The following is a 12,049-nucleotide window of genomic DNA, read 5'->3' as shown; positions in this document are numbered from 1 at the left end:
GCGCTCAGGAGTCCGCCTCCTCGACGTCGGACGTCTGATCCTTGGCGACGCCCGCGTCCCCGTCGCGCGGCATGACCTCGTCCAGGTTGACCACCCGGTCCGCGACCGCATCGACCAGCACCGGGGAATGGCTGGCGAAGAGGATGCCGAGCCCGGCCTTCTTCTCGGCGACGAGTCGACCGACGAGCCACTCGAGGCCTTGCGCGTCCAGACGCTGCTCGGGTTCGTCGAGGATCAGGAACCGGCGGGGCCGGACGAACGCACTGGCGAGTCCGAGCCGACGCCTCTGCCCCGAGGAGAGGGAACCGGGCAACTGCCCAGCCTGCGGGACCAGGCCCACATCACTGAGAACATCGTCAACGACCTCGTCCGGGGACTCGACCCGATGCGCACGCGCAATCAGGTCCAGGTGCTCGACCACGCTGAGGTCGGGGAAGAAGTCCATGTCGTCCATCACCACGGCCAGCTGGGCCCGGACCAGGGCCGAGCGCTCGTCGAGCGGAGCTCCCGACAGCTCGATCGTGCCCGCGGAGGGTTCCTCGACGCCGGTGACCAGGCGCAGCACCGTCGACTTGCCGACGCCGTTGCGGCCCACCAGCACGGTGGCGCTGCCGGCGGCGACGTCGAAGTCCAGCCCGCGCAACACGTCGTACTCGCCGTAGGCCATCCGCAGCCCACGAACCCGCAGGAGGCTTTCCTTCTTGGTCACGAGGCCACCCTAGGGGTGAGGGGATCCCTGATCGGACCGAGCGTCGAACCCAGGACCACGGCGCAACCTGATCGGCCCCGGGGCCTTCACGGTGACCTGCTCCTCCCCCTTGGTCACCACGACCACCCCGCGTGCCGCCATCTCGCCTGCCACCGCACGTACCTGATCCAACCGCTCGCGCCAGGACTCACCACCGACCACACGAGCGGCGTCACTGGGACAGATGGAGCTGCCGTCGCGCTTTCGCAGAAGAGCCCTGATCGTGGCAGCTATCCGTTCGGCCGACTCGTCCTCCGTGGGCTGCTCCCACCACGCTCGTCCCCGCTCGCCGAGCGCCACCTTGGCGTCGTTGACGCGGGGGCGTGCCTCGTCACCTTGGGTGCGTACGGCGCGACGGGCTGCCATCAGCTCATCGACCAGCTCCTGGCGCAAGGCATCGGGGATCCCGGGGTCGCTGGCGCGCCAGCGTCGCCCGTCGATGACCAGGTAGTGCCCGTCGGGAGTGCGTTCGACGTCCGGGGAGTCAGGCATGCGATCCGCTCCGCTCCGTCACTCAGACGCTGTCAGTGCTCGTATGACTGTTGCCCATGTTGCTGGGACACGCGCTGTTGGTGCAGACGCGTTCGTCCGTCGTCTCGTCGCCGGCGCCGACCACCCCGTCAGTCGGTCCGACCGGTGCACCCGAGGGCTCCTCGGTCGCGACGTCGCGAGCACGCAGCTCCACCTCTGATCCACACACGGTGCACGGCTTGTTGTCGAAGAACACGGTGCCTCCTCACAGACGCCCACCGAACCGGGGCGTGGACTGTGGCGAGCCTAGCGAGAGGCGCCTGACTGCAAGCATGACGCATCGGCGGCGCCAGGCAGTCTCGACGGCCAGAGAAGCGGTGCGGCCGTTCCGATGTGTCCCCCGAAAACAGGAAGAGCCCCTCGAAAGGGGCTCTTACCTGCACTTATGCGGTGGGCGATACTGGGTTCGAACCAGTGACCTCTTCGGTGTGAACGAAGCGCGCTACCACTGCGCCAATCGCCCGCAGGTGCTGGGGAACTCTAACGCATGCCCTGCCCGGTCACTCAATCGAGGTCCACGAGCCTTCGCAGGAACGCAGCTCTGGCCCCGCCGCCTCGGATGTGACGCACATTTCTCGCGTCCTGGCGTCATTAGTCGGCCGTTGCCTCGTTACTCCCGTGCAGGACCGCGAATTGCGGGCCTGCTGGGGAGAGGAAGGAACACCGCGATGCTGAACGACGGCGAGTCTCGGTCCACCAGCCAGCAGATCGACCATCAGATCAGCCAGGACATCGTCCTGCGTTGCGTCGATGCCGATGGCCGGACGATGGCCCTCACCACGACGTTCGGCTATGCGCCCAGCGACCCCTTCGCAGTGACCGCGACCTTCCGGACCGCGTGGCGCGAGGTCGTGTGGACCTTCGCTCGCGAGCTGCTCTCACAAGGACAGAACGAACCCGCCGGCGACGGCGACGTACACATCTGGCCGTGCCTGGACGCTGAGGGCCGCGCGATCGTGATCATCGAGCTGGCCTCACCCGACGGCGAGCTGTTGGTGCAGGCGCCGGCGCGCGACGTGTCCGCCTTCCTCGGTCGTACACACGCTCTGGTTCCGAACGGAACCGAGTCCGCACACATCGACGTCGACGACCTGATCGACCAGCTGCTGGCGATCTGAGGCAACGCCTCACGGATCGGCGTGCTCGGCCTCCTTCAGCGCCCACACCTTCGCAGCCTCGGCAGTGACAGGTCCGGGGTCGGGATAGCTGCGCCCGTCGAGGGTGTGCACTGCTTGGACGTCTCGAGTGGTCGAGACCAGGAAGATCTCACTGGCGCGCTCGAGCACGGCGCTCGGCTCGTCGACCTCGACTCCCCCGAACCACTCCAGCACCAGCTTGCGGGTCACCCCGGCGAGACAGCCGCTGGCCAGGGTCGGCGTACGCAGTTCGCCGTCGACGACGTAGAAGATGTTGCTCCCGGTGCCCTCGCAGATGTGCCCGGCGAGGTTGACGAACAGCGCCTCGGTCGCGCCCTGCTCGGCGGCATGGGCCAGCGCGACCACGTTCTCTGCGTACGACGTGGTCTTCAGGCCGGCGAGCGCTCCCCGCTCGTTGCGGGGCCAAGGCACCGTGACCAGAGAAGTGCTGGGCGGGTAGGGGTCCATCGCGGCGGCAACGCACGTCAGGGTCGGCGGGGCATCGCCACGGCCGCTGCCCAGGGGCGCGACGCCTCCCGTGTAGGTGATCCGCAGCCGGCCCAGCGTCAGATCCTGGCCTTCGAGGGACTCGGCGACTGCTCGTCGCACCAACGCGTCGTCGACGGCCGGGAGACCGAGCCCGCGCGCCGAGACGGCGAGCCGGTCCAGGTGGCGGGTCAACGCGAACGGCTGGCCGTCGACCACCTTCACCGCCTCGAAGACGCCGTCGCCCACCGTGAAGCCATGGTCGGAGACCGTGATCGCAGGATCAGCGGGATTGTCGAGGATCCGTCCGTTCACCCAAGCTCGCATGGGACCAATCTAGACCCGCCACGATCGCCGGGAACCCAGCTCAGACAGGCAGAGTTGCGCCTGAACACGCCGCGCTGGACCCCGATTTTGCACTCCGAAGGCGTTCGGCTAATGTTCTCACGTCGCCCGGTGATGAACCGGGCGCCAAGCGGACGTAGCTCAGTTGGTAGAGCGCAACCTTGCCAAGGTTGAGGTCGCGAGTTCGAGCCTCGTCGTCCGCTCGGAGAGATCCTCTCCCCCACACCACCTGGGGGTGGATCGTTGGTCCTCCTGCGGTGGGTTGGCCGAGAGGCGAGGCAACGGACTGCAAATCCGTGTACACGGGTTCAAATCCCGTACCCACCTCCACCAGTTCCCCTATAATTCAAGATCTCGGACGATTGGCGCAGCGGTAGCGCGCTTCCTTGACACGGAAGAGGTCACTGGTTCAAACCCAGTATCGTCCACCAGCACAAGAGGCCCGCTCATCGAGCGGGCCTCTTGTCATTGGTACGGATGCTGGCGAATCAGCTGCGGATCTCGACGGCCCGCTTGCGCAGCTCACCCGCACTCGGGTGGTCGTAGGCGAACTGGACTCGCCCGATGAAGGTCTCCATCGCCATGGCGACGTGGGTGTCGGGAACGGCCATCGTGCTGCCCTCGTGCACGACGAGGAGCTGGGACCCCTGCGGGCCGGCGGTGATCAGGGCGAGCACCTCCTCGCCGGTGCGATAGCCGTCCCTGGCGAGCACACGGAAGACGAAGAAGATCTCCGCGCCGCGTGCGCTGACCATCCGGAACCGGTGCGGGTTCGTGGCGAGCACGGCTGCCAGCAGCCTGCGTGGGGACGCGGTGAACTCCCGGTGCACCGAACAGACCGCATCGGCTGGTGGCATCGGACGCACTCCCCCTCGTTCAGGGACCCCTGTCGGCCCGTGCGCTCAACCTAGCCCGCGGTCGGCTCCCTGGGAACGAAACGGACAGGTTCGCCGGGTTCCGGCACCGGAAATGTCCGATCCGCCGGCCGAGATGGCCCAACCGGGCCAGGTCGCCACGGCGTGGAGGATCAGTCGTCCTCGGCAGTGTCCTCGAAGTTGGTCCCCGGTCGCGGCGCCCAGGGCTGCTCCTTGGAGGGGCGTACGACGATCAGCCGGTCACCGCGCGCGAGCTGGGTGACCACCGGGTCGAAGTAGCGGTAGACCTGTTCGTCACGCACCACGGCGATCACCTGGTCGGGAAGACGCTGGGGCTGCTTGCCGACCTCGCTGACCAGGAGGTCCCGCTCGGCGACCTCCAGTCCTGCGCCATAGGTCATCAGGTCCTCCATCACCTCACCGAGAGTCGGCGAGAGGGAGGAGAGACCGAGCAGCCGCCCGACTGCTTCGCTGGAGGTCACGACGGCGTCCGCGCCGGACTGACGCACCAGGGGCACGTTGTCCTGCTCGCGGACGGCGGCGACGATGTAGGCCCCCGGATTGATCTGGCGGACGGTCAGGGTGGCCATCATCGTGTTGGCGTCGTGATCGGTCGTGATGATCACCTGGCTCGCCTTCTCGGCCCGGGCCCGGCGCAGCACCTCACGGCGGGTGGCGTCACCTGCGATCACCGCGAGGCCGTCGGAGTTGGCCTCCTCGCGGGCACTGGGTCGCGGGTCGACCACGACGATCGACTCCGGGTCGAGGCCGTTCTGGATCAAGGTGTCGGCAGCACTGCGGCCCTTGGTGCCATAGCCGATCACGACGACGTGGTTGTCCATGTTCTTCCTCCAGCGGGCGATCCGGAACATCTCCCGGCCTTGGTTGGCCAGGACCTCGATGGTCGTGCCGATCAGCAGGACCAGGAACCCGATCCGGGCCGGGGTGATGACGAGCGCGTTGATCATCCTGGCCTGCGAGGAGACGGGCGTGATGTCGCCGTACCCGGTCGTGCTCAGGGTGACGGTCGTGTAGTAGATCGCGTCGATCAGGTCGACCGCCCCGGTGGGGTCATTCGCGTCGCGATAGCCCTCGCGGTCCAGCCACACCAGCAGCACGGTCCCGAACAGGATCCCGAGCGCGAGCAGCAGCCGACGGCTCAGCTCCCACCAGGGAGAGCGCGCGCGGGCGGGAAGGGCGACCCCGGCCGGGGTGGTGCGCGAGGTTGTCTTCTCCTCCATTACCCGGCTCGTTCGGGGCAGCAGGACATCGGGCTGGACACAGGCGTCAGTCTGGCACGGACGGCTTGTCGGGGGTGGGACGCGGCCCACGATCCTCGGGTACGTCGTGTGCCACGGGCTCGGTTCGCCCGATCCGGTCGGTGATCCGTGAGGGAAGCACCTGGTTGAGCTTCTTCAACAGCTCGGTGCGCGCCTTCGACGTCGAGTTCTGCGGGAAGACCGCATCGCAGGCGGCATTGAGCGCGGCACCGATCAGGACTGCGATCGAGACGATGTAGAGCCACAGCAGCACAGCGATCGGCGCGGCGAGCGGGCCGAAGATCGAGCGGGAGTCCGCCGCGGTGGTGGTCAGCACCCAGCGCAGGAAGAAGGAGCCGACGATCCAGGTGGTCAGGCTGAACACAGCGCCGGGCAGGTTGTAGCGCCAAGCCGTCCGTACGGGCACCGACACGTGGTAGAGCGTGGTGAGGAAGCAGATGCACAGCACGACTATGGTCGGCCAGTAGAGCTTGTAGAGCGGGTCGAACTGGCTCGGCAGCCAGCTGCCCACGAGCTTCGGGCCGGCGATGATCAACGGGATCGCGACCATCCCGGTGATCAGCCCGAGGACATAGAGGCTGAACGACAGCGCCCGGGTCCGAATGATCCCGCGCTGCCCGCCCAGCCCGTGCATGATCGTGATCGTGTCCACGAAGACGTTGAGCGCCCGGGACCCGGACCACAAGGCCAGCACGAAGCCGATCGAGATGACGTCGAAACGTCCGCCCTCGATCACGTCATCGAAGGTCGGCACGATGATGTTGTCGACCGCGCTCTCGGTCAGCGCCCGGCTGGACAGGGTGATCACGGCCTGGCGCATGTCCTCGACCTGCGCAGAGGTGAACGTCTCCCCCACGTAGCCGATGGCGCCGGTCAGCGCGAAGATCAGCGGCGGCATCGACAGGATCGCGAAGAAGGCGGCCTCGGCGGCCAGCCCGGTGACCCGATAGCGCATGCAGGAGGCGACGGTGGTGACCACCAACCGCCACAACAGATGCATCGCCTTCGCCAGCAGACCGCGTTGGTTCTTGGCGGTCGACGAGGGCATGGGCCTACGGTATCCACATGGGCTCCGACATTCGTGCAAGCAACAATCAGGCACCCCCACTGATAGGTCACAACGTGGTCACCTCCGACCACGCGCTCACCGACGCGATCAGTCGTCACGCCGGCGCCGACGTGGTCGGCGAGCTGATCGACCTCGGCGCCGAGGCCGGCACCGAGGAGGCGCGCGAGCACGGCATGCTGGCCAACAAGTTCCATCCCGAACTGGTCAACTACGACCGGTTCGGCAACCGGGTCGACGAGGTGGAGTTCCACCCCTCCTGGCACTGGTTGATGGAGCGGGCCGTCGGGCACGCCCTCGCCGCAGCCCCGTGGGAATCGGACCACCCGCACGCGCACGTACGTCGTGCCGCGGGGTTCTTCGCCTGGTCGCAGACCGAGCCCGGTCATGGTTGCCCGATCTCGATGACCTATGCCGCGGTCCCGGCCCTGCGTGCCGACGAGGCCGTCGCCAAGCAGTGGACTCCCCTGCTCGCCTCGACCAGCTATGACCCCGGCCTGCGGAACCCGGCGGACAAGAAGGGCGCGCTGGCCGGGATGGGGATGACCGAGAAGCAGGGCGGCTCGGACGTCCGCGCAAATGTCACCGAGGCACGGCCGACCTCGTCCGACGGCAACTACACGTTGCACGGGCACAAGTGGTTCACCTCGGCACCGATGAACGACATGTTCCTGGTCCTGGCCCAGGCCGAGCAGGGAGTCACCTGCTTCGTCGTACCGCGGGTCCTCGAGGACGGGACCCGCAACCAGCTCGACGTCGTACGCCTCAAGGACAAGCTCGGCAACCGCTCCAACGCCTCCTCCGAGCTGGAGTTCAACGGCACTTGGGCGCATCGTCTGGGCGACGAGGGTCGTGGTGTGCGCACCATCATCGAGATGGTTGCCGCGACCCGGCTCGACTGCGTGCTCGGCTCGGCATCGTTGATGCGACGCTCCTTGGCCGAGGCCTCGTGGCACGTCGCGCACCGCTCGGCGTTCGGTGGGCTCTTGGCCGACAAGCCGTTGATGCAGAACGTGATCGCCGACCTCGCCGTCGAGTCGGAGGCCGCCACCGCGCTGGCGATCCGCCTGGCGGCCGCCGTGGACAACCCGAATGACCCCCACGAGGCAGCGTTCCGCAGGATCGCGCTTCCGCTGGCGAAGTTCTGGGTCTGCAAGCGGACTCCGTTCATGGTCGCCGAGGCGCTGGAGTGCCTGGGTGGCAACGGGTATGTCGAGGAGTCGGGTCTCCCGCTGCTCTTCCGCGAGTCGCCCCTCAACTCGGTCTGGGAGGGCTCGGGCAACGTCAACGCCCTCGACGTGCTCCGCGCACTGACCCGCGAGCCCGAGGCCCTCAATGCGTGGATCACCGAGGTCGGCAAGGCGCACGGCGCCGACCCGCGGCTCGATGCTGCGGTCCAGCACGCCCTGGAGATGCTCGGGGACACCGCATCGCTCGAGGTCGGCGCGCGCCGGTTGGCCGGCCTGATGGCTGCCTGCCTGCAGGGCTCGTTGCTGGTCCGCTTCGCACCTGCGGAGATCGCGGACGCGTTCTGCGCCTCGCGCCTGGGTACGTCGTACAACGGGACGTTCGGCACGCTGCAGGGCGCGGACTTCCGCTCGATCGTCGAGCGCACCACGCCGACGATCTGACCACCGGGGAAATCTTTCTCCCGGTTGTCGATTTCGTGGGTTCGCGTCCGTCATGGTGGTGAGGTCGCACCTGCGGCCGCCCGATCAAGAGGAGAATGACATGCGTCGCTACCTGATCCTGCTGCCTGCACCGGAGGCGGAGTGGGCGAAGCTGCCGCCCGAGGAGCACCAGAAGGGGATGGCATCGCACGGCCAGTTCCACGAGGACCTCGCCGCAGGTGGACACCGGATCATCGCGGTCAGCCCGCTCGAACCCTCGGCCCTGGCCACGTCGATGCGCCCCGACGGCAACGGTGGGGCAACCGTCACCGACGGCCCGTTCACGGAGTCCGTCGAGCAGATCGTCGGCTTCTACCTCATCGAGTCCGACAACGAGGACGAGCTGCGTGAGCTCTGCACCCGGTTCGCATCGCGCGGTGAGCTCATCGAGTTCCGCCGCCTCCCCGAGTGACTCCCCCGAGTGACGCCGCCACCCCGAGTGATCCCGCCGATGAGCAAGGAGCCCGCCATGAAGCGCTACCTGTTCCTGATCGCCTACGAGCCCGGCGGGTGGGACCAGGCCTCCGTCGAGGAACAGCAGGTCTTCGTCGACCAGCACCAGGCATTCTCCGACTACTTGGCTCAACACGGCCGGGAGATCAGTGCGGCCGCGCTCGCCGGGGCCGACACCGCCACCACGGTGCGCCACGAGTCGGGGGAGCTGGCCGTGAGTGACGGCCCGTTCGCAGAGACCGTCGAGATGATCGGTGGTTACTACGACGCCGAGCTGCCCGACCTGGACCACGCGACGGCGGCTGCTGCCCTACTGCCGGTCTGCTATTCGGTGGAGATCCGGCCGACAGTGGCCATCGGGCAGTGACCCGGTCAGGGGCGAGTGGATCACCGGTGACCTGGTCGCCGGCAAGTGGGTCGACGGCAAGCGGGGTCACCGGCGAGCGAGCCACCCGTGACTGGGCCACCAATGAGTGGGCCCGATGAGTAGGCCCCCGATGAGCGGACCACCGTGACCGCGGACCGACGCGCCGATGAGCACGCCGTCCTCGACAGGACGGTCCGCGAGCAATGGGGACGCCTGATGTCCCTGTTGCTCGCCCAGTTCCGCCGCCTTGACCTGGCCGAGGAAGCGTTGGCCGACGCCGTCGAGGCCGCCGCCCGGCACTGGCCGAGCAGAGGCGTGCCCGACAACCCGGCGGCGTGGCTGCTCACCGCGGCGCGACGGCGGGTGCTGGACCATATCCGCGCGGAGGCCACGGCGCGTCGTCGTGCACCGTTGCTGGTCTCTGACGCCGAGCAGCGTGAGCAGTCGACTCGGGTGATGGCGGACCCGGGCGGCGTGATCGAGGACGACCTGCTCCGGCTGGTGATGATGTGTGCCCACCCCTCGCTCTCGCCGGAATCGGCGAGCGCTCTGGCGCTGAGGCTGGTCGTGGGTGTGAGCACCCACGACATCGCGCGGCTCTTCCTGGTTCCCGAGGCCACCATGGCAGCGAGGCTGACCCGAGCGAAGAAGAAGATCGTCACTGCGGGCATCCCGTTCTCAGTGCCTGCATCCGTCGACGTCGCGCAGCGCTTGGACATCGTCGCCCAGACCGCCTACCTCGCGTTCACCGCCGGCTACGCCCCCGGCAGCGGGCCGGACCTGCTCCGAGCGGAGCTGGCCGGGTCGGCCATCTCGTTGACGCGGGTGGCGCTCTCTTTGCGCCCGGACGAGCCCGTCCTGGTGGCGCTGCTGGCGTTGATGCTGTTCCAGCACTCACGACGCGACGCCCGCGTGGGCGCAGACAACGACCTCGTCCTGCTGGCCGAGCAGGACCGCGCGTTGTGGCACCGCGACGAGATCGAGGAAGCACGCGCGTTGCTCACGCGTCCGGCCCTGCGCCGACCACTCACCCCGGTGGCTGCGAGCTATGTGCTGCAGGCCCGGATCGCCGCCGAGCACGCACTCTCCCCCAGCCCCGCCGACACCGACTGGGCTCGCATCGTGACGACCTACGACCAGCTCCTGGCGCTGCAGCCTTCACCGGCGACCCATCTCGCCCGTGCGGTGGCCGTCGCAGAGTCAGAGAGTCCCGTCGCCGGCCTTGCGGCCCTGGAAGGCATCGACCAGAGCGCGATGAGGTCGGCCGGGGCGCACCGTCTTGCCTCGGTGCAGGCCGAGCTGCTCGTGCGGACGGGCGACGTCGACGCCGCGTGTGCGGCGTACGACGAAGCCATCGCCCTGTGCCGCAACGACACCGAGCGTGCCCACCTGGCGCGTCGCCGCGCGGAGGTGTCGGGTCAGGACAGGTCGAGTCCCGGGTAGAGCGGGTGCTTGTCGAGCATCTCCGCCGATGCTGCGCGGGTCTTGTCGGCGACACCGTCGGCCAGCCTGTAGGTCGCCTTCGACGGTGCCCCGGCCTTGTTGGTGCCCGCCTCGGTGTTCTTCAGTACGTCGACGACCAGCTCGGCGACCTTGTCGAACTCGTCGTGCCCGAACCCGCGGGTGGTCAGCGCCGGGGTGCCGAACCGGATGCCGGAGGTGTACCAGGCGCCGTTCGGGTCGGCGGGAACCGAGTTGCGGTTGGTGACCACACCAGCATCGAGCAGGGCCGACTCGGCCTGACGGCCGGTGAGGCCGAAGGAGCTGACGTCCAGGAGCACGATGTGGTTGTCGGTGCCGTCGGTGACCAGCTTGGCCCCGCGCGACATGAACCCCGCGGCGAGCGACTTGGCGTTGTCGGCCACGGCCTGGGCATAGGTCGCGAACTCGGGACGACGCGCCTCCGCGAACGCGACGGCCTTTGCCGCCATCACGTGGGAGAGCGGTCCGCCGAGGACCATCGGGCACCCGCGGTCGACGCTGGGGGCATATTCCTCGGTGGCCAGGATGAAGCCACCGCGCGGGCCTCGCAGCGACTTGTGCGAGGTGCTGGTGACGACGTGGGCGTGCGGCACCGGGTCCTCGTCGCCGGTGAAGACCTTTCCGGCCACCAGGCCGGCGAAGTGCGCCATGTCGACCATCAGGGTCGCGCCGACCTCGTCGGCGATCTCACGCATCTTGGCGAAGTTCACCCGGCGCGGGTAGGCGGAGTAGCCCGCGACCAGGATCAGCGGCTTGAACTCCTTCGCCTTGGCGCGCAGGGCGTCGTAGTCGAGCAGGCCGGTCTCGGGGTCGGTGCCGTACTGCTGCTGGTGGAACATCTTGCCGCTGATGTTCGGCCGGAAGCCGTGGGTGAGGTGACCACCCGAGTCGAGGCTCATCCCGAGCAGGCGCTGGTTGCCGAGCTCGTGGCGCAGCTTCTCCCAGTCGGCGTCGGTGAGCTCATTCATGTTCTTCACGCCGGCGTCCTTGAGCCACGGGCCCTCGACGCGGTGCGCCAGGATCGCCCAGTAGGCAGTCAGGTTGGCGTCGATGCCCGAGTGGGGCTGGACATAGGCATATTCGGCGCCGAACAGCTCGCGTGCGTGCTCGGCAGCCAGCGACTCGACGGTGTCGACGTTCTGGCAACCGGCATAGAAGCGGTGCCCGACGGTGCCCTCGGCGTACTTGTCGGAGAACCAGGTGCCCATGGTGAGCAGCACGGCGGGCGAGGCGTAGTTCTCGCTCGCGATCAGCTTCAGGGAGGAGCGCTGGTCGGCGAGCTCCTGTCGCGTGGCGTCCGCGATCCGCGGCTCGACCGAGGCGATGACCTCGAGAGCCTGCTTGTAGGCGGAACTGGTCGTGGCAGTCAGGTCGCTCATGGCGACCAGACTAGTGAACGGGACGGCCAACACGCGCACTGCCCAAGGGGTGGCCTCGGGATGCGCTCCTCGGCGTACGTCGGGCCGCGATCGGGGCGCTGTTCGCTGACTGGGTCGGAGCCTGAGCAAGGACCTGGCCGGAGGTAGCGGAGTGACCTGGGCCACGTAGTGACCGAGGATCCCGCCTGAGTCCGTCGCGGCTGTCTCATTATTTGATATCCGAGTCCACGT

The 12,049-nt window shown here is 68.2% G+C and carries 13 protein-coding genes and 4 tRNA genes; 8 read left to right on the top strand and 9 right to left on the bottom strand.

Annotated elements, in window-relative coordinates:
* Positions 1-4: 4 nt before the first annotated feature.
* The 4 genes from BJ980_RS01445 to BJ980_RS01430 all read right to left on the bottom strand — a co-directional run bounded on the left by BJ980_RS01445 (position 5) and on the right by BJ980_RS01430 (position 1,742).
* Positions 5-709 (bottom strand): ABC transporter ATP-binding protein, encoded by a 705-nt coding sequence (locus BJ980_RS01445; RefSeq protein WP_343047621.1) that lies wholly within the window; start codon positions 707-709, stop codon positions 5-7.
* Positions 710-718: 9 nt separating this feature from the next.
* Positions 719-1,240, bottom strand: coding sequence for a DUF3253 domain-containing protein (locus tag BJ980_RS01440; protein WP_179500654.1), 522 nt, complete (start codon positions 1,238-1,240; stop codon positions 719-721).
* Between the two features lie 22 nt (positions 1,241-1,262).
* Positions 1,263-1,475: a hypothetical protein gene (locus BJ980_RS01435; RefSeq protein WP_179500653.1), complete on the bottom strand. Its 213-nt coding sequence runs from the start codon at positions 1,473-1,475 to the stop codon at positions 1,263-1,265.
* 195 nt (positions 1,476-1,670) lie between these two features.
* Positions 1,671-1,742, bottom strand: a tRNA-Val gene (locus BJ980_RS01430).
* A gap of 205 nt (positions 1,743-1,947) precedes the next feature.
* Here BJ980_RS01430 and BJ980_RS01425 point away from each other — a divergent pair.
* A complete protein-coding gene (locus tag BJ980_RS01425) occupies positions 1,948-2,397 on the top strand; it encodes an SsgA family sporulation/cell division regulator (RefSeq protein ID WP_246279904.1) in 450 nt (149 codons plus the stop codon).
* A 9-nt stretch (positions 2,398-2,406) separates the two neighbouring features.
* Here BJ980_RS01425 and BJ980_RS01420 read toward each other — a convergent pair whose 3' ends face one another.
* Positions 2,407-3,228, bottom strand: coding sequence for an aminotransferase class IV (locus tag BJ980_RS01420; RefSeq protein ID WP_179500652.1), 822 nt, complete (start codon positions 3,226-3,228; stop codon positions 2,407-2,409).
* Between the two features lie 148 nt (positions 3,229-3,376).
* On the opposite strand from BJ980_RS01420, the gene BJ980_RS01415 reads away from it, so the two are divergent.
* The 3 genes from BJ980_RS01415 (at position 3,377) to BJ980_RS01405 (ending at position 3,677) form a co-directional block, all read left to right on the top strand.
* Positions 3,377-3,449: transfer RNA gene (locus BJ980_RS01415), tRNA-Gly, on the top strand.
* Between the two features lie 53 nt (positions 3,450-3,502).
* A tRNA-Cys gene (locus tag BJ980_RS01410) sits at positions 3,503-3,576 on the top strand.
* Positions 3,577-3,602: 26 nt separating this feature from the next.
* Positions 3,603-3,677: transfer RNA gene (locus BJ980_RS01405), tRNA-Val, on the top strand.
* A 57-nt stretch (positions 3,678-3,734) separates the two neighbouring features.
* Here the strand turns inward: BJ980_RS01405 and BJ980_RS01400 are convergent.
* The 3 genes from BJ980_RS01400 to BJ980_RS01390 form a co-directional block, all read right to left on the bottom strand.
* Positions 3,735-4,103: a hypothetical protein gene (locus BJ980_RS01400; RefSeq protein ID WP_179500651.1), complete on the bottom strand. Its 369-nt coding sequence runs from the start codon at positions 4,101-4,103 to the stop codon at positions 3,735-3,737.
* 170 nt (positions 4,104-4,273) lie between these two features.
* Positions 4,274-5,362 carry a potassium channel family protein gene (locus BJ980_RS01395; RefSeq protein ID WP_179500650.1) on the bottom strand — a complete coding sequence of 363 codons (1,089 nt, stop codon included), beginning with the start codon at positions 5,360-5,362 and terminating at the stop codon, positions 4,274-4,276.
* A 46-nt stretch (positions 5,363-5,408) separates the two neighbouring features.
* Positions 5,409-6,449 carry a YihY/virulence factor BrkB family protein gene (locus tag BJ980_RS01390; protein ID WP_246279903.1) on the bottom strand — a complete coding sequence of 347 codons (1,041 nt, stop codon included), beginning with the start codon at positions 6,447-6,449 and terminating at the stop codon, positions 5,409-5,411.
* A gap of 17 nt (positions 6,450-6,466) precedes the next feature.
* Between BJ980_RS01390 and BJ980_RS01385 the strand changes: the two genes are divergently transcribed.
* The 4 genes from BJ980_RS01385 (at position 6,467) to BJ980_RS01370 (ending at position 10,400) form a co-directional block, all read left to right on the top strand.
* Positions 6,467-8,098, top strand: coding sequence for an acyl-CoA dehydrogenase family protein (locus tag BJ980_RS01385; RefSeq protein WP_179500649.1), 1,632 nt, complete (start codon positions 6,467-6,469; stop codon positions 8,096-8,098).
* A 100-nt stretch (positions 8,099-8,198) separates the two neighbouring features.
* Positions 8,199-8,549 carry a YciI family protein gene (locus BJ980_RS01380; RefSeq protein ID WP_179500648.1) on the top strand — a complete coding sequence of 117 codons (351 nt, stop codon included), beginning with the start codon at positions 8,199-8,201 and terminating at the stop codon, positions 8,547-8,549.
* A 57-nt stretch (positions 8,550-8,606) separates the two neighbouring features.
* Positions 8,607-8,957 carry a YciI family protein gene (locus tag BJ980_RS01375; protein ID WP_179500647.1) on the top strand — a complete coding sequence of 117 codons (351 nt, stop codon included), beginning with the start codon at positions 8,607-8,609 and terminating at the stop codon, positions 8,955-8,957.
* A 144-nt stretch (positions 8,958-9,101) separates the two neighbouring features.
* Positions 9,102-10,400, top strand: a complete 1,299-nt coding sequence (locus BJ980_RS01370) for an RNA polymerase sigma factor (protein ID WP_343047620.1) — start codon at positions 9,102-9,104, stop codon at positions 10,398-10,400.
* Here BJ980_RS01370 and BJ980_RS01365 read toward each other — a convergent pair.
* Positions 10,376-11,818, bottom strand: coding sequence for a glycine hydroxymethyltransferase (locus BJ980_RS01365; RefSeq protein WP_179500646.1), 1,443 nt, complete (start codon positions 11,816-11,818; stop codon positions 10,376-10,378). The two genes, BJ980_RS01370 and BJ980_RS01365, sit on opposite strands and share 25 nt — an antisense overlap.
* Positions 11,819-12,049: the final 231 nt, after the last annotated feature.

It is taken from the genome of Nocardioides daedukensis (assembly GCF_013408415.1).
GTDB classification, from domain to species: domain Bacteria; phylum Actinomycetota; class Actinomycetes; order Propionibacteriales; family Nocardioidaceae; genus Nocardioides; species Nocardioides daedukensis.
The sequence above is the reverse complement of the archived record's forward strand: the minus strand, read 5'-3'. Positions and strand labels throughout refer to the sequence as shown.